16 protein-coding genes are annotated in these 17,222 nt (G+C 70.0%); 15 read left to right on the top strand and 1 reads right to left on the bottom strand.

Annotated elements, in window-relative coordinates; genetic code table 11:
• Window positions 1-39: 39 nt before the first annotated feature.
• On the bottom strand, window positions 40-885 hold the full coding sequence (locus IE97_RS0122825; RefSeq protein ID WP_030243662.1) for a peptidylprolyl isomerase: 846 nt from the start codon (window positions 883-885) through the stop codon (window positions 40-42).
• A gap of 167 nt (window positions 886-1,052) precedes the next feature.
• Between IE97_RS0122825 and IE97_RS0122820 the strand changes: the two genes are divergently transcribed.
• The 15 genes from IE97_RS0122820 (at window position 1,053) to IE97_RS0122750 (ending at window position 17,045) form a co-directional block, all read left to right on the top strand.
• Window positions 1,053-1,760: an MBL fold metallo-hydrolase gene (locus IE97_RS0122820; RefSeq protein ID WP_030243658.1), complete on the top strand. Its 708-nt coding sequence runs from the start codon at window positions 1,053-1,055 to the stop codon at window positions 1,758-1,760.
• A gap of 11 nt (window positions 1,761-1,771) precedes the next feature.
• Window positions 1,772-3,034, top strand: a complete 1,263-nt coding sequence (gene hisS / locus IE97_RS0122815) for a histidine--tRNA ligase (RefSeq protein WP_030243655.1) — start codon at window positions 1,772-1,774, stop codon at window positions 3,032-3,034.
• A gap of 214 nt (window positions 3,035-3,248) precedes the next feature.
• On the top strand, window positions 3,249-3,905 hold the full coding sequence (locus tag IE97_RS0122810) for a vitamin K epoxide reductase family protein (protein WP_030243653.1): 657 nt from the start codon (window positions 3,249-3,251) through the stop codon (window positions 3,903-3,905).
• Between the two features lie 56 nt (window positions 3,906-3,961).
• Window positions 3,962-5,317 (top strand): replication-associated recombination protein A, encoded by a 1,356-nt coding sequence (locus IE97_RS0122805; RefSeq protein WP_030243652.1) that lies wholly within the window; start codon window positions 3,962-3,964, stop codon window positions 5,315-5,317.
• Between the two features lie 311 nt (window positions 5,318-5,628).
• Entirely contained in the window at window positions 5,629-6,243 is a 615-nt protein-coding gene (rpsD, locus tag IE97_RS0122800; RefSeq protein WP_030243651.1) for a 30S ribosomal protein S4, read from the top strand.
• 175 nt (window positions 6,244-6,418) lie between these two features.
• Entirely contained in the window at window positions 6,419-6,859 is a 441-nt protein-coding gene (locus IE97_RS0122795; RefSeq protein WP_030901392.1) for a DUF948 domain-containing protein, read from the top strand.
• Between the two features lie 9 nt (window positions 6,860-6,868).
• Window positions 6,869-7,222, top strand: coding sequence for a hypothetical protein (locus IE97_RS0122790; protein ID WP_030243649.1), 354 nt, complete (start codon window positions 6,869-6,871; stop codon window positions 7,220-7,222).
• On the top strand, window positions 7,222-9,891 hold the full coding sequence (gene alaS, locus IE97_RS0122785) for an alanine--tRNA ligase (RefSeq protein ID WP_030243648.1): 2,670 nt from the start codon (window positions 7,222-7,224) through the stop codon (window positions 9,889-9,891). The genes IE97_RS0122790 and alaS overlap by 1 nt, the downstream gene beginning before the upstream one ends.
• A 16-nt stretch (window positions 9,892-9,907) precedes the next feature.
• Window positions 9,908-10,372, top strand: coding sequence for a Holliday junction resolvase RuvX (gene ruvX / locus IE97_RS0122780; RefSeq protein ID WP_030243647.1), 465 nt, complete (start codon window positions 9,908-9,910; stop codon window positions 10,370-10,372).
• Window positions 10,373-10,493: 121 nt separating this feature from the next.
• Window positions 10,494-12,185, top strand: a complete 1,692-nt coding sequence (gene mltG / locus IE97_RS0122775; protein WP_030243646.1) for an endolytic transglycosylase MltG — start codon at window positions 10,494-10,496, stop codon at window positions 12,183-12,185.
• Window positions 12,186-12,195: 10 nt separating this feature from the next.
• Window positions 12,196-13,011, top strand: coding sequence for a shikimate dehydrogenase (locus IE97_RS0122770; protein WP_030243644.1), 816 nt, complete (start codon window positions 12,196-12,198; stop codon window positions 13,009-13,011).
• Between the two features lie 222 nt (window positions 13,012-13,233).
• Window positions 13,234-14,418 carry a chorismate synthase gene (gene aroC, locus IE97_RS0122765; RefSeq protein ID WP_030243642.1) on the top strand — a complete coding sequence of 395 codons (1,185 nt, stop codon included), beginning with the start codon at window positions 13,234-13,236 and terminating at the stop codon, window positions 14,416-14,418.
• Complete coding sequence (locus tag IE97_RS0122760; protein ID WP_030243639.1) at window positions 14,415-14,930, top strand: shikimate kinase; 516 nt, start codon at window positions 14,415-14,417, stop codon at window positions 14,928-14,930. Before aroC ends, IE97_RS0122760 begins: the two co-directional genes overlap by 4 nt.
• Window positions 14,927-16,018, top strand: coding sequence for a 3-dehydroquinate synthase (aroB, locus tag IE97_RS0122755; RefSeq protein WP_030243637.1), 1,092 nt, complete (start codon window positions 14,927-14,929; stop codon window positions 16,016-16,018). The genes IE97_RS0122760 and aroB overlap by 4 nt, the downstream gene beginning before the upstream one ends.
• Before the next feature lie 163 nt (window positions 16,019-16,181).
• Window positions 16,182-17,045 carry a Pro-rich N-terminal domain-containing protein gene (locus IE97_RS0122750; protein ID WP_063752211.1) on the top strand — a complete coding sequence of 288 codons (864 nt, stop codon included), beginning with the start codon at window positions 16,182-16,184 and terminating at the stop codon, window positions 17,043-17,045.
• The last annotated feature ends 177 nt before the right edge of the window (window positions 17,046-17,222 follow it).

The raw sequence follows: 17,222 nt of genomic DNA, 5'->3' as shown, positions 1-17,222 counted from the left end.
TGTCCGCATCCCGCGCGACCGAAATTACGCAGTTGGGGATCAGGATTTCGTGACCGTGGCCTTGTTGATCACGACCGTCGCGTTGGGCGCCGTGTTGCCCGTCTGAGGGTCGGGCCCCTGCGCCCCCGCCTTGGCGATCTTCTGCAGGACCTTCATGCCCGCCTCGGACACCGTACCGAACGGTGTGTAGTCGGGCGGCAGCTGACTGTCCTGGTAGACGAGGAAGAACTGGCTGCCGCCGCTGTTCCGGCCCTGCTTCGTCTGCGCGTTGTACTGGTTCGCCATCGCGACCGTGCCCGCCGGGTACACCCCGCCCTTGAGGCTCTTGTCCTTCAGGTTCTCGTCCGGGATCGTGTAGCCCGGTCCGCCCATGCCGGTGCCCTGCGGGTCACCGCACTGCAGGACGTAGATGCCCTGGTTGGTGAGCCGGTGGCACTTGCTGTGGTCGAAGTAGCCCTTTCCGGCGAGGAAGTTGAACGAGTTGACGGTGTGCGGCGCCGCCGACGCCTTCAGGGCGATGTCTATCTCGCCGCAGGTCGTGTCCATCTTCATCGTGTACTTCGCCGACTTGTCGATGGTCATCGCCGGTTCCTTCTTCCAGGTGTCCGACTTGACCTTGCCCGCGGCGGGCTTCTCGCACGGGTCCGGGGCCTTGCTGGGGGAGGCGCTCGGGGTGACCTCCGCGCCCGCGTTCTCCTTCTTGCCGTCGTCCTCGAACGGCTTGGTCAGGAAGACCGTCACGGACAGCACCACGACCACGCCGAGGACCGAGGCGATCACGGAATTGCGGATGCGGGCCTTGCGTCGCGTCTGAGTGCGCCGCTGCTGCTGCCGCAAGTACTTCTCACGGGCGAGCTGACGCCGCCGCTGTTCCTGGCTGACCACCGGGTTCTCTCCTCATGCGTCTGATACGTCGACCGGTACGCGCGGGTCCTGTGCGCCGACCGCCTGCGTGTGCCCCGTACCGTATATGGGTTCGCTGAGGAATCGGCAGCGCCGGTAGGCTCTGTGGACAGCCGCAGCCGCCCGTATCGACACAACGAAGGACGATCGTGCTCATTGCCGGGTTCCCCGCCGGGGCCTGGGGGACGAACTGCTATCTCGTCGCCCCCGCCGCCGGTGAGGAGTGCGTGATCATCGACCCCGGCCATCAGGCCGCCGACGGCGTCGAGGAAGCGATCAGGAAGCATCGGCTCAAGCCCGTCGCCGTCGTCCTCACCCACGGCCACATCGACCACGTGGCCTCGGTCGTCCCGGTGTGCGGCGCGCACGACGTGCCGGCCTGGATCCACCCCGACGACCGGTACATGATGAACGACCCCGAGAAGGGGATCGGCCGTTCCATCGGGATGCCGCTGCTGGGCGAGCTGACCGTGGGGGAGCCGGACGACGTCAAGGAGCTGGCCGACGGGGCGAAGCTGGAGCTGGCGGGCCTGGAGCTGTCCGTCGCCCACGCGCCCGGCCATACCAAGGGGTCGGTGACCTTCGGCATGCCCGAGGCGGCGGACATCCCGCCGATCCTGTTCTCGGGCGACCTGCTGTTCGCCGGCTCCATCGGACGCACCGACCTGCCCGGCGGTGACATGGCCGAGATGCTCGACTCGCTGGCCCGCGTGTGCCTGCCGCTCGACGACTCGACCGTGGTGCTGTCCGGCCACGGCCCCCAGACGACCATCGGCCAGGAGCGCGCCACCAACCCGTATCTGCGGCAGGTGGCGGCCGGCCAGGGAGCCTTCGACGCTCCCCGACGAGGAATGTGACGAGACCTTCCGTGAGCACCTTCAAGGCCCCCAAGGGCACGTACGACCTGATCCCGCCGGACAGCGCGAAGTACCTCGCCGTCCGCGAGGCCATCGCCGCGCCGCTGCGCAACTCCGGCTACGGCTACATCGAGACGCCGGGCTTCGAGAGCGTGGAGCTGTTCGCGCGCGGGGTCGGTGAGTCGACCGACATCGTCACGAAGGAGATGTACGCCTTCGAGACCAAGGGCGGCGACCGGCTCGCCCTGCGCCCCGAGGGCACGGCCTCGGTCCTGCGCGCGGCGCTGGAGGCCAACCTGCACAAGGCGGGCAACCTCCCGGTCAAGCTCTGGTACTCGGGTTCGTACTACCGCTACGAGCGCCCCCAGAAGGGCCGCTACCGCCACTTCTCGCAGGTCGGCGCCGAGGCGATCGGCGCCGAGGACCCGGCGCTCGACGCCGAGCTGATCATCCTGGCCGACCAGGCGTACCGCTCGCTGGGCCTGAGCGACTTCCGGATCCTGCTCAACAGCCTGGGCGACAAGGAGTGCCGCCCGGTGTACCGGACCGCGCTGCAGGAGTTCCTGCGCGGCCTGGACCTGGACGAGGACACACTGCGCCGCGCGGAGATCAACCCGCTGCGCGTCCTGGACGACAAGCGCGAGTCGGTCCAGAAGCAGCTGGGGGAGGCCCCACTGCTGCGCGACTACCTGTGCGACGCGTGCAAGACGTACCACGAGGAGGTCCGCGAGCTGATCACGGCGGCGGGCGTCGCCTTCGAGGACGACCCGAAGCTGGTGCGCGGCCTGGACTACTACACCCGCACGACCTTCGAGTTCGTCCACGACGGCCTCGGCTCCCAGTCCGCGGTGGGCGGCGGCGGCCGCTACGACGGCCTGTCCGAGATGATCGGCGGACCCGCGCTGCCGTCCGTCGGCTGGGCCCTCGGCGTCGACCGCACCGTCCTCGCCCTGGAAGCGGAGGGCGTCGAGCTCGAACTGCCCGCCACCACCAGCGTGTTCGCCGTCCCGCTCGGCGAGGAGGCCCGCCGCGTCCTGTTCGCCAAGGTCACGGAGCTGCGCAAGAACGGCATCGCGGCCGACTTCTCCTACGGCGGCAAGGGCCTCAAGGGCGCGATGAAGAACGCCAACCGCAGCGGCGCCCGCTACACGATCGTCGCCGGCGAACGCGACCTCGCCGAGGGCGTCGTCCAGCTCAAGGACATGGAGTCGGGCGAGCAGACGGCGGTGGGTGTGAACGAGATCGTGGCGGAGCTGGAGGCCCGGCTCGGCTGAGGCGCATTCGGAGGGCGCCGGGGTTCTCGGCGCCTTCCTCGCTCTCCCAAGGCCGTACGCCTGTGCTGTCGTGCTACGAGCGTTGGCCGGAACCGAACCCTCGGGGACGACCCTGCGGACATGCTTATGTCCACTGAACGGTGCACACAGCCCCCGTGCGGCAGAATGGCCCTGACCGAAGTTGTCCGGGTCTCGAGTGACGGAATCGGGCGGGATGAGCAAGACGACAGTGAAGGACGTCTCCACGGAGGCCCAGCCGGAGCGCGCCGAGATCGCGCCCCGCCGTGAGGGCGGCAGCCGGGCTCTGGCCCTGCTGCTGGTGATCACCGGTGCGGCGGGGGTGCTCGCCTCGTGGGTCATCACGATCGACAAGTTCAAGATCCTCGAGGCCAAGGTCGAGGGCAAGACGTTCACGCCCGGCTGCAGCCTCAACCCCGTCGTCTCCTGCGGCAGCGTCATGGAGAGCAAGCAGGCCGAGGTCTTCGGCTTCCCGAACCCGATGCTCGGCCTGGTCACCTACGCGATCGTCATCGGCGTCGGAGTGGCCCTGCTCGCCCGCGCCCGCTTCCCGCGCTGGTACTGGCTCACCTTCAACGCCGGCTGCCTGTTCGGCGTCGGCTTCTGCGCCTGGCTGATGTTCCAGTCCCTGTACCGGATCAACGCGCTGTGCCTGTGGTGCTGCCTGGCCTGGGTCGCCACGATCCTGATGTTCTGGTACGTGACGTCGTTCAACATCCGCAAGGGCTTCCTGCCCGCCCCGAGCTGGCTCAAGGGCTTCTTCGGCGAGTTCACCTGGGTCATGCCCGTGCTGCACGTCGGCATCATCGGCATGCTGGTCCTCACCCGCTGGTGGGACTTCTGGACCAGCTGACCCGGGCGTTCCGGGGCCCGGCCGGATTGTCGGTGCCGTGATTTAGGGTTTCTGACGTGGAGCCCGACCTGTTCACCGCCGCAGCAGAAGAACGCCAGGAGAAGGAACCGACCAGCAGCCCCCTGGCGGTGCGGATGCGCCCGCGCACCCTCGACGAGGTCGTGGGCCAGCAGCACCTGCTGAAGCCCGGCTCACCCCTGCGCAGACTGGTCGGCGAGGGCGCCTCCGGACCGGCCGGCGCCTCCTCGGTGCTCCTCTGGGGCCCGCCCGGCACCGGCAAGACCACCCTGGCGTACGTCGTCTCCAAGGCCACCGACGCCCGTTTCGTCGAGCTGTCCGCGATCACCGCGGGCGTCAAGGAGGTCCGCGCGGTCATCGACGGCGCCCGCCGAGCCTCCGGCGGGTACGGCAAGGAGACGGTCCTCTTCCTCGACGAGATCCACCGCTTCAGCAAGGCCCAGCAGGACTCCCTGCTCCCGGCCGTCGAGAACCGCTGGGTCACGCTCATCGCGGCGACCACGGAGAATCCGTACTTCTCGGTGATCTCACCCCTGCTGTCCCGCTCCCTGCTGCTCACCCTCGAACCGCTCACGGACGACGACATCAGAGGGCTCATCCGCCGCGCCCTCACCGACGAGCGCGGCCTCAAGAGCGCCGTCACCCTCCCCGAGGAGACCGAGAACCACCTGCTGCGCATCGCCGGCGGCGACGCCCGCCGCGCCCTCACCGCCCTGGAGGCGGCCGCCGGAGCCGCCCTCGACAAGGGCGAGACGGAGATCGGCCTGACCACCCTGGAGGAGACGGTCGACCGGGCCGCCGTGAAGTACGACCGCGACGGCGACCAGCACTACGACGTGGCCAGCGCCCTCATCAAGTCCATCCGCGGCTCCGACGTCGACGCCGCCCTGCACTACCTGGCCCGCATGATCGAGGCCGGCGAGGACCCCCGCTTCATCGCCCGGCGCCTGATGATCTCCGCCAGCGAGGACATCGGTCTCGCGGACCCGACCGCCCTGCAGACGGCGGTCGCCGCCGCCCAGGCCGTCGCCATGATCGGCTTCCCGGAGGCCGCCCTCACCCTCAGCCACGCCACCATCGCCCTCGCCCTCGCGCCGAAGTCCAACGCCGCGACCACCGCGATCGGCGCCGCGCTGGAGGACGTCCGCAAGGGCCTGGCCGGCCCGGTCCCCGCGCATCTGCGGGACAGCCACTACAAGGGCGCGACCAAGCTCGGCCACGGCAAGGGGTACGTGTATCCGCACGACCTGCCCGAGGGCATCGCCGCTCAGCAGTACGCCCCGGACGCCCTCAAGGACCGCGAGTACTACGAGCCCACCCGGCACGGCGCGGAGGCCCGCTACGCGGACGCCGTCGAATGGACCCGGAAGAACCTCGGTCGAAAGCGGTCCTGAGCACCCTGTAAACTCGTCCGAAGTGCCGCGTCTCGTGCAGTCAGAACGGGACAGTCGGTCGGAGCCAGTCGGGGGCACGGTTCTCCGGAATCGGCTCCAGGAGCGTCGCGCACCGTCGAACGGTGTCGCGGGCAGCCCACCACCACCCGCCCTGCGGCGGGAGCGGCCGGTGGGCCACTCGCGTGCTGCACGTATGTGCCCAGACCAGGGGAGCGGCTGCCCACCCCGTCCGCAAGGGCGAGGCGGGATTCCCCGGCTGCGGATGCGACCTCCCACAACCCTGACAAGCCGAATCAAGGAAATGAGAGACAGTGGCGAACCAGTCCCGCCCCAAGGTCAAGAAGTCGCGTGCCCTCGGCATCGCGCTGACCCCGAAGGCCGTCAAGTACTTCGAGGCCCGCCCCTACCCGCCGGGTGAGCACGGCCGCGGCCGCAAGCAGAACTCGGACTACAAGGTCCGTCTGCTCGAGAAGCAGCGCCTGCGCGCGCAGTACGACGTGTCCGAGCGCCAGCTCGTCCGCGCCTACGAGCGTGCCTCCAAGGTCCAGGGCAAGACCGGTGAGGCCCTGATCATCGAGCTGGAGCGCCGTCTCGACGCCCTGGTCCTGCGTTCGGGCATCGCCCGCACGATCTACCAGGCCCGCCAGATGGTCACCCACGGCCACATCGCGGTCAACGGCAAGAAGGTCGACAAGCCCTCCTTCCGTGTCCGCCCGGACGACGTCGTGCAGGTGCGCGAGCGCTCCAAGGAGAAGACGCTCTTCACGATCGCCCGTGAGGGTGGCTTCGCCCCCGAGGGCGAGACCCCGCGCTACCTCCAGGTGAACCTCAAGGCCCTGGCGTTCCGCCTGGACCGCGAGCCGAACCGCAAGGAGATCCCGGTGATCTGCGACGAGCAGCTCGTCGTCGAGTACTACGCCCGCTGATTTCTCAGCAGGCGCGCGGTACTTCAGCCCGCTGTTCCCCCGCCCTCGGGCGGGGGAACAGCGGGCTTTCGCGATTGCCCTGCCCCGGGGCGGTAATCCGGTACGGAGCGCCACCCCCGGCGCGATAGGCTCGTGGCACGACTTTTTCGATGTTCAGGCACGTTTCAGGGAGCGGGTGCACACAGTGTCCGGTGGAGAGGTGGCCGGGATCCTGGTGGCCGTCTTCTGGGCGATCCTGGTCTCCTTCCTCGCCGTCGCGCTGGCGAGGCTGGCCCAGACGCTCAAGGCGACCACCAAGCTGGTGGCGGACGTGACCGACCAGGCCGTCCCGCTGCTGGCGGACGCCTCCACGGCGGTGCGTTCCGCGCAGACCCAGATCGACCGGGTCGACGCGATCGCCTCCGACGTCCAGGAGGTCACGTCGAACGCCTCCGCACTGTCGACCACCGTCGCCTCCACCTTCGGCGGCCCCCTGGTCAAGGTCGCCGCCTTCGGGTACGGCGTGCGCCGGGCCATCGGCGGCCGCAAGGAGGAGGCGCCGGCCAAGGAGTCCAGGCGGGCCGTGATCGTCGGCCGCACGGTCAGCCGGCGCAGCACCCGAGGCAAGAAGGACTGAGAGCCAGCGATGTTCCGCCGTACCTTCTGGTTCACCACGGGCGTCGCCGCCGGTGTCTGGGCCACCACCAAGGTCAACCGCAAGCTGAAGCAGCTGACCCCCGAGAGCCTTGCCAGAACAGCGGGGAACAAGGCGCTCGAGGCCGGTCACCGCATCAAGGACCGCGCGGTGGACTTCGCGCTCGACGTCCGGCACAACATGGCCGTGCGGGAAGCCGAGTTGGGCGACGCCCTCGGGATCAACGAGAACCCCGAACTCCCCGCACCCCGGCGGTACCCCGCCATCGAGAACCGCAACAACCCGAAGTACGTCGAGGGCTCGGCTTACCAGACGTACCCGTACAACCGGAATGAGGACCACTGATGGAGTCGGCTGAGATTCGCCGCCGCTGGTTGAGCTTCTTCGAGGAGCGCGGTCACACCGTCGTCCCTTCGGCGTCGCTCATCGCGGACGACCCGACTCTGCTCCTCGTCCCGGCCGGCATGGTGCCCTTCAAGCCCTACTTCCTGGGTGAGGTCAAGCCGCCCTTCGCCCGTGCCACCAGCGTCCAGAAGTGCGTGCGCACGCCGGACATCGAAGAGGTCGGCAAGACCACCCGGCACGGCACGTTCTTCCAGATGTGCGGCAACTTCTCCTTCGGCGACTACTTCAAGGAAGGCGCCATCAAGCTCGCCTGGGAGCTGCTCACCAGCCCCCAGGACAAGGGCGGTTACGGCCTCGACCCCGAGCGCCTGTGGATCACCGTCTACAAGGACGACGACGAGGCCGAGCGCATCTGGCACGAGGTCGTCGGCGTGCCGAAGGAGCGCATCCAGCGCCTGGGCAAGAAGGACAACTACTGGGACATGGGCGTCCCCGGCCCCTGCGGCCCCTGTTCCGAGATCAACTACGACCGCGGCCCCGAGTTCGGCGCCGAGGGCGGCCCCGCCGTCAACGACGAGCGGTACGTGGAGATCTGGAACCTCGTCTTCATGCAGTACGAGCGGGGCGAGGGACCGGGCAAGGACTACCCGATCCTCGGCGACCTGCCCAGCAAGAACATCGACACCGGCCTGGGCCTCGAGCGTCTCGCCATGATTCTGCAGGGCGTGCAGAACATGTACGAGATCGACACCTCGATGGCCGTCATCAACAAGGCCACCGAGCTGACCGGCGTCCGCTACGGCGACGCCCAGGCCTCGGACGTCTCCCTGCGCGTGGTCACCGACCACATGCGCACCTCCGTGATGCTCATCGGCGACGGCGTCACCCCCGGCAACGAGGGCCGCGGCTACGTGCTGCGCCGCATCATGCGCCGCGCCATCCGCAACATGCGCCTGCTCGGCGCCACCGGCCCGGTCGTCAAGGACCTGATCGACACCGTGATCGAGATGATGGGCCAGCAGTACCCGGAGCTCATCACCGACCGCGAGCGCATCGAGAAGGTCGCCCTCGCCGAGGAGAACGCCTTCCTCAAGACGCTGAAGGCCGGCACCAACATCCTCGACACGGCCGTCAGCGACACCAAGGCCTCCGGCGGCACCGTCCTGCCCGGCGACAAGGCCTTCCTGCTCCATGACACCTGGGGCTTCCCGATCGACCTCACCCTGGAGATGGCCGCCGAGCAGGGCCTCTCCGTGGACGAGGACGGCTTCCGCCGCCTGATGAAGGAGCAGCGGGAGCGCGCCAAGGCCGACGCCCAGGCCAAGAAGACCGGGCACGCCGGCGCCGGCGCCTACCGTGAGATCGCCGACCAGGCCGGTGCCACCGACTTCATCGGCTACACCGACACCGAGAGCGAGTCCACGATCGTCGGCATCCTCGTCGACGGTGCCTCCTCCCCGGCCGCCACCGAGGGCGACGAGGTCGAGATCGTCCTCGACCGCACCCCCTTCTACGCCGAGGGCGGTGGCCAGATCGGCGACACCGGCCGCATCAAGGTCGACTCCGGTGCCGTCATCGAGATCCGCGACTGCCAGAAGCCGGTCCCCGGTGTCTACGTGCACAAGGGCGTCGTCCAGGTCGGCGAGGTCACCGTCGGGGCCAAGGCCCACGCCGCCATCGACGACCGCCGCCGCAAGGCCATCGCCCGTGCCCACTCGGCCACGCACCTGACCCACCAGGCCCTGCGCGACGCCCTCGGCCCGACGGCCGCCCAGGCCGGTTCCGAGAACCAGCCCGGCCGCTTCCGCTTCGACTTCGGCTCCCCGTCCGCCGTCCCGACGGCCGTGATGACCGACGTCGAGCAGAAGATCAACGAGGTGCTCGCCCGCGACCTCGACGTCCGCGCCGACGTCATGGGCATCGACGAGGCCAAGAAGCAGGGCGCCATCGCCGAGTTCGGCGAGAAGTACGGCGAGCGCGTCCGCGTGGTCACCATCGGCGACTTCTCCAAGGAGCTGTGCGGCGGCACGCACGTGCACAACACCGCCCAGCTGGGTCTGGTGAAGCTGCTCGGCGAGTCCTCCATCGGCTCCGGTGTCCGCCGCATCGAGGCCCTGGTCGGCGTGGACGCCTACAACTTCCTCGCCCGGGAGCACACGGTCGTCGCCCAGCTCCAGGAGCTGATCAAGGGCCGCCCGGAGGAACTCCCGGAGAAGGTCTCCGCCATGCTCGGCAAGCTGAAGGACGCCGAGAAGGAGATCGAGAAGTTCCGCGCCGAGAAGGTCCTCCAGGCCGCCGCCGGTCTCGCCGAGTCCGCCAAGGACGTCCGTGGGGTTGCGGTCGTGACCGGTCAGGTCCCGGACGGCACGACCGCCGACGACCTGCGCAAGCTGGTTCTCGACGTGCGCGGACGCATCCAGGGCGGCCGGGCCGCCGTCGTCGCCCTGTTCACGGTGGCGAACGGCAAGCCCCTGACGGTCATCGCCACCAACGAGGCCGCCCGTGAGCGCGGTCTGAAGGCCGGTGACCTGGTCCGCACCGCCGCCAAGACCCTCGGCGGCGGCGGTGGCGGCAAGCCGGACGTCGCCCAGGGCGGCGGCCAGAACCCGGCCGCCGTCGGTGACGCCGTCGATGCGGTCGAGCGCCTAGTCGCCGAGACGGCCAAGTAGGAATCGGGTCAAGCAGATGCGCAGAGGACGTCGACTCGCGATCGACGTCGGGGACGCCCGCATCGGGGTCGCCTCGTGCGACCCCGACGGGATCCTCGCCACCCCGGTGGAGACGGTCCCGGGGCGTGATGTTCCCGCAGCTCAGCGGCGGTTGAAGCAACTGGTCGAGGAGTACGAGCCGATCGAGGTCGTGGTCGGTCTCCCGCGCTCCCTCAAGGGCGGCGAGGGTCCGGCCGCGGTCAAGGTCCGTGGCTTCGTCCAGGAACTGGCGCGCATGATCGCGCCGATTCCGGTGAGACTCGTCGATGAACGCATGACGACGGTGACGGCCAGTCAGGGACTGCGCGCTTCGGGCGTGAGGTCCAAGAAGGGGCGTTCCGTCATCGACCAGGCAGCAGCCGTGGTCATCCTGCAACAGGCCCTTGAATCCGAACGGGTGTCAGGTAAAGCACCCGGCGAAGGCGTCGAAGTGGTCATCTGATCGCGATACGGTAACGTTCCGCGCGATGTGGCGGCGTTCGAACAGCCACCGCACAGCAAGAGGCGGGACGGGAGCCGGGCCGGAAGCCGCGTGACCGCCGCCTCGCGGCTCTAGGGGATCGATGACTGAGTATGGCCGGGGCCCAGGCTCCGAACCGTGGCATCCGGAGGACCCGTTGTACGGGGACGGCGGATGGGGAGGACAGCAGGCCCACCAGGGTCAGCAGTCCCCCTACGGCGGCCAGCCGCAGCACTATCCAGAGCAGCAGCAGTACGGTGACTGGGGCACCGGCGAACACGCCGGATACGGTCAGGCGCAACAGCAGTACCAGTACGACCAGCAGTACGCGGCGCAGGGGCACCAGCCCTACCAGGGGCAGGGGTACACGCAGGGGCAGGGCCCGCAGCAGAACCAGCACCAGCAACAGCAGTACGACGAGGGCGGTTGGGCCACCGGATCGCACCAGCAATCGCCGTACCCCGGTGACGCCGCGGACCCCTACGGGCAGCAGGCCGCCGGGTACGGCCCGGAGCAGGCCGACGACTACGGCACGGCCGATGCCTACCCACCGCCGGAACCGCCCAGCCGGCGGCGCGCCGAGCCGGAGCCGGAGACCGACTGGGACCCCGGGCCCGACCAGGGCGAGCACGCCTTCTTCGCGGGCGGGGACGACGATGACGAGCAGCGGGACCGCCGCGGGCGCGACGACGAGCGAGGACGCGGCGGCAACCCCAAGAAGCGCCGCAACGGCATGGCCTGCCTGCTGGTCGTCCTGATCCTCGGCGGCGGTGTGGGAGGTGTCGGTTACTTCGGCTACCAGTTCTTCCAGGATCGTTTCGCCGATGCCCCGGACTTCGCCGGGGACGGCAGCGGGCAGGAAGTGTCCGTGGAGATCCCCAAGGGCGCGGACGGCTACGAGATCGGCCGGGTGCTGAAGTCCGCGGGGGTCGTCAAGAGCGTCGACGCCTTCGTCTCGGCCCAGGCGGGCAACCCCGACGGCCGGAACATCCAGGACGGCGTGTACACGCTGCAGAAGCAAATGTCGGCCGAGAGCGCGGTCGAGATGATGCTCAGCCCGGAGAGCCGCGACAACCTGATCATCGCCGAGGGCAAGCGCAACGCTGACATCTACCGCCTCATCGACAAGCGGCTGGAGGTCAAGGAAGGCACCACCGCCGCGGTCGCCAAGAAGGACTACAAGAAGCTCGGCCTGCCCGGCTGGGCGATGAACCACCCGGGCGTCAAGGACCCGCTGGAAGGGTTCCTCTACCCCTCCAGCTACGGCATCGCCAAGGGGCAGACGCCCGAGGGCGTTCTGAAGCAGATGGTCCAGCGGGCCACCGAGACGTACGAGAAGCTCGGCGTCGAGCAGAAGGCCGACAGCCTCGGACTCGAAGGCCCCTGGCAGCTGATCACCGTCGCCAGCCTGGCCCAGGCCGAGGGCACGAGCCACGACGACTTCCGCAAGATGGCCGAGGTCGTCTACAACCGTATGAAGCAGGGGAACCCGCAGACCAACGGCATGCTGGAGTTCGACTCCACGTACAACTACATCAAGAACCAGAGCAAGATCGATCTGAGTCTGAGCGAGCTGCGGACCTACGACAACCCGTACAACACGTACTTCCACAAGGGCCTGCCGCCCGGACCGATCGACAATCCGGGGGAGGAGGCGCTGAAGGGCGCGCTCAACCCGACCAAGGACGGCTGGTACTACTTCATCTCGCTGGACGGCAAGACCAGCGAGTTCACCAAGACCAACGCAGAGCACCAGAAGCTGGTCGACAAGTTCAACGCCTCGCGGAACAACTGAGGAACATCCGATGGCCGCACCTCGCCGGGCCGCCGTTCTCGGCTCGCCGATCGCTCACTCCCTGTCACCGCGACTGCACACCGCGGCGTACCGGGCACTGGGACTGACCGACTGGTCCTACGACCGGTTCGAGATCGACGAGGAGGCGCTGCCCGGCTTCCTCGCGGGGCTCGGCCCGGAGTGGGCGGGGCTGTCGCTCACCATGCCGCTGAAGCGTGCGGTGATCCCGCTGCTCGACGAGATCACCGGCACGGCGGCCTCGGTGGAGGCGGTCAACACCGTGGTCTTCCAGCCGGACGGACGGCTCGTCGGTGACAACACCGACATCCCCGGGCTGGTGGCGGCTCTGCACGAACGCGGTGTGGAGAAGGTGGAGAGCGCGGCGATCCTGGGCGCCGGCGCCACGGCGTCCTCGGCACTCGCGGCACTCGCCAGGATCTGCACGGGAGAGGTCGCCGTGTACGTGCGCAGCGAGCGACGCGCGGCGGAGATGCGCCAGTGGGGCGAGCGGCTCGGCGTCCGGGTCCGGCCCGCCGAGTGGACCGACGCGGCGCGGGCCTTCGAGGCGCCCCTGGTCGTCTCCACGACCCCCGCCGGGGGAACGGACGCGCTGGCCGAGCAGGTGCCCGCGCGGGTGGGCACCCTCTTCGACGTGCTCTACGAGCCCTGGCCCACGCCTCTGGCGGCGGCGTGGGCGGAGCGTGGCGGCCAGGTGCTGAGCGGCCTCGACCTGCTGGTCCACCAAGCGGTGTTCCAGTTCCGGCAGTTCACCGGCGACCCCCGCTCGCCGCTCGCCGCGATGCGCGAGGCAGCCCAGCGGGGCTGACGCGTCAGCCGGCACAGTCCAGGGGCTCGCGTGCACACGGGGCGTCATGGCTGCGCCCTTCGTCCCGGCTGTCCGTCTGCCGGACTCGGATCGGAGCCGTTCCCGGGACGTGGGAGGATCGGAGGCGGCGGACCGTGGCCGCGCATCCGGTCCGCCCGTCGCCGTACGCGGTGACATGCGTACGCTGGGCAGTAAGCAGGCCGTGAGCACTGAGGAGCACCGTTGAGCAGGTTGCGCTGGCTGACCGCGGGGGAATCCCACGGTCCCGCACTCGTCGCGACGTTGGAGGGTCTTCCCGCCGGCGTGCCGATCACCACGGACATGGTGGCGGACCATCTCGCGAGGCGACGCCTGGGCTATGGGCGCGGTGCCCGCATGAAGTTCGAACGTGACGAGGTCACCTTCCTCGGTGGCGTCCGGCACGGCCTCACCCTCGGCTCCCCGGTCGCGGTCATGGTGGGCAACACGGAGTGGCCGAAGTGGGAACAGGTCATGGCGGCCGACCCGGTCGACCCGGAGATCCTCGACGGACTCGCCCGCAACGCCCCGCTGACCCGCCCGCGGCCCGGCCACGCCGACCTCGCCGGCATGCAGAAGTACGGCTTCGACGAGGCCCGGCCCGTTCTGGAGCGGGCCTCCGCCCGTGAGACCGCCGCTCGTGTGGCGCTGGGCGCGGTGGCCCGGTCGTACCTGAAGGAGACGACCGGCGTCGAGATCGTCAGCCACGTGGTCGAGCTGGCCGCGGCGAAGGCGCCGAAGGGTGTGTATCCGACGCCGGCGGACGTGGAGAAGCTGGACGCGGACCCGGTGCGCTGCCTGGACGCCGACGCGTCGAAGGCGATGGTCGCCGAGATCGACCAGGCCCACAAGGACGGCGACACCCTCGGCGGTGTGGTCGAGGTGCTGGCCTACGGCGTGCCCGTCGGGCTGGGTTCGCACGTGCACTGGGACCGCAAGCTGGACGCCCGGCTCGCCGGCGCGCTCATGGGCATCCAGGCGATCAAGGGCGTCGAGATCGGCGACGGCTTCGAGCTGGCGCGGATCCCCGGCTCCCAGGCGCACGACGAGATCGTGAAGACCGACGAAGGCATCCGGCGTACCTCCGGCCGCTCCGGCGGCACCGAGGGCGGCCTCACCACCGGTGAGCTGCTGCGCGTCCGTGCCGCGATGAAGCCCATCGCGACGGTCCCGCGCGCCCTGCAGACCGTCGACGTCACCACCGGCGAAGCGGCGCAGGCCCACCACCAGCGCTCCGACGTCTCCGCCGTCCCGGCCGCCGGTATCGTCGCCGAGGCCATGGTGGCCCTGGTGCTCGCGGACGCCGTGGCGGAGAAGTTCGGCGGCGACTCGGTGGCCGAGACCCGCCGCAACGTCACCTCGTACCTCGACAACCTCGCCATCCGATGAGCGGGCCGCTGGTCGTCCTGGTCGGCCCCATGGGGGTGGGCAAGTCCACCGTCGGCGGGCTGCTGGCCGAGCGGCTCGGGGTCGCCTACCGGGACACCGACGACGACATCGTCGCCGCGCAGGGACGGACCATCGCCGAGATCTTCGTCGACGAGGGCGAGCCCGCCTTCCGGGCGATCGAGAAGGCGGCCGTGCACAAGGCGCTCACCGAGCACGACGGAGTCCTGGCGCTGGGCGGCGGCGCCGTCCTCGACGCCGACACGCGTGCGCTGCTCGCCGGGCAGCGAGTGGCGTACCTGTCGATGGACGTCGAGGAGGCGGTCAAGCGCACCGGTCTCAACGCGGCCCGGCCACTGCTCGCGGTCAACCCCCGCAAGCAGTGGCGCGAGCTGATGGAGGCCCGTCGGCACCTGTACGAAGAGGCCGCCACGGTCGTGGTCGCCACCGACGGCCGCACTCCCGAAGAAGTGACCCAAGCCGCCCTGGACGCACTGGAGTTGAAGGACGCATGACTGAGGCTGTGACGCGGATCCAGGTCGGCGGCACCGCGGGCACCGACCCCTACGAGGTCCTGGTGGGCCGCCAACTCCTCGCCGAACTCGGCGGGTTGATCGGTCCCCAGGTCAAGCGCGTCGGGATCGTCCACCCCGAGGCCCTGGCCGAGACCGGCGACGCGCTCCGTGCCGACCTGGCCGAGCAGGGCTACGAGGCGGTCGCCATCCAGGTGCCCAACGCCGAGGAGGCCAAGACCGCCGAGGTCGCCGCCTACTGCTGGAAGGCGCTGGGCCAGTCCGGGTTCACGCGCTCGGACGTGATCGTCGGGGTCGGCGGCGGCGCGACCACGGACCTGGCCGGGTTCGTGGCCGCCACCTGGCTGCGCGGGGTGCGGTGGATCGCCATCCCCACCACCGTCCTCGCCATGGTCGACGCGGCCGTCGGCGGCAAAACCGGCATCAACACCGCCGAGGGCAAGAACCTGGTCGGTGCCTTCCACCCGCCCGCCGGTGTGCTCTGCGACCTGGCCGCGCTGGACTCCCTCCCGGTCAACGACTACGTCTCCGGACTCGCCGAGGTCATCAAGGCCGGCTTCATCGCCGACCCGGTGATCCTGGACCTCATCGAGTCCGACCCCGAGGCCGCCCGCACCCCGGCAGGGCCCCACACCGCCGAGCTCATCGAGCGCTCCATCCGGGTCAAGGCCGATGTCGTCTCGTCGGACCTGAAGGAATCGGGCCTGCGAGAGATCCTCAACTACGGCCACACGCTCGGCCACGCCATCGAGAAGAACGAGCGCTACAAGTGGCGCCACGGCGCCGCGGTCTCGGTGGGCATGCACTTCGCAGCCGAACTCGGCCGCCTCGCGGGCCGGCTGGACGACACGACGGCCGACCGCCACCGCACCATCCTGGAATCGGTCGGGCTGCCCCTGCACTACCGCCACGACCAGTGGCCCAAGCTGCTGGAGACCATGAAGGTCGACAAGAAGTCCCGCGGCGATCTGCTGCGCTTCATCGTCCTCGACGGTCTGGCCAAACCCACCGTCCTGGAGGGACCCGACCCGGCCGTGCTGCTCGCCGCGTACGGCGAAGTGGGCCAGTAAGTACCACGGCGCGCCTTCCGCCCGAAATCGCCTTACGGGCCGGGCACTTCGGACCGCCCCCGGCCGTTCACACAACGACGACCAGGGGCGGTACCGTTCGGTGACAGCGGGTTCCGCCCTCGCTGTCAGCGCCCATCGCCTGTACGAGACGGAGTGGCACCGGATGCAGCACGCAGTGGGTTCTCCGCTGCCGCCGCCCCACCAGACGGGGCACGGACCGGCCGCCGGCTGGTCGCCGGCCGCACACCACCCGGGCCCCCAGCAACCGGGCGCCCACCAGGGCTCCGCGCCCGTTCCCCCGCCGCCTGGGTACCCCGCGCCCCCGCCCGCGCCGTCACCGCATGCCCCGCCTCCCCAGCACGCCTCTGTTCCTCCCGTGCCGGACACCACCGGCCATGTGCCGCTGCCACCGGCCGGGCCGGTGGGTGTGCCGAGCGTGCCGCCCGCCGCCGCAGCACCCGACCCGGCGGGAACGACGCTCGCCGTGCTGCTCATCGGGCCGGCCGGCGCCGGCAAGACCAGCGTCGCCAAGTACTGGGCGGACCATCGCCGGGTTCCCACGGCGCACATCAGCCTCGACGACGTACGCGAGTGGGTCCGCTCCGGCTTCGCCGACCCGCAGTCCGGGTGGAACGACAACTCCGAGGCGCAGTACCGCCTCGCCCGCCGCACCTGCGGCTTCGCCGCGCGGAACTTCCTGGCCAACGGCATCTCGTGCATCCTCGACGACGCGGTCTTCCCCGACCGGCCGGTCGTCGGCCTCGGTGGCTGGAAGCGGCATGTGGGGCCGGGGCTGCTGCCGGTCGTCCTCCTTCCCGGGCTGGACATCGTTCTGGAACGCAATGCGGAGCGCTCGGGGAACCGGCGGCTGACGGACGAGGAGGTCGCGCGTATCCATGGGCGGATGGCCGGGTGGTACGGGTCCGGTCTGCCGATCATCGACAACTCGCAGCTGGACGTGCCGGAGACGGCGCGGGTGCTGGACGATGTGCTGGCCAGGTCCATCGCGAGTCCGCCGCAGTGGTAAGAGGCCTGTGGTCGGCCCGGTGAACCGACGTTCCGAGTGTGCTGGGCGTTGGTCCTGAGGCCGGGGCATCGCGCAACTCGGCGCTGCGGGGTGCCGCTGCGCCCACCCTCCCCCAAGCTCTCGGCTTCGCTCGAGCAGGGGGGACCCCCATCGCCCCAGCGGCACGACTGCCCGCAG

This window comes from Streptomyces sp. NRRL S-455, from assembly GCF_000717875.1.
In the GTDB taxonomy this organism is placed as follows: domain Bacteria; phylum Actinomycetota; class Actinomycetes; order Streptomycetales; family Streptomycetaceae; genus Streptomyces.
Note: the sequence above shows the minus strand (reverse complement) of the source record. Positions and strands in the feature narration are given on the sequence as shown.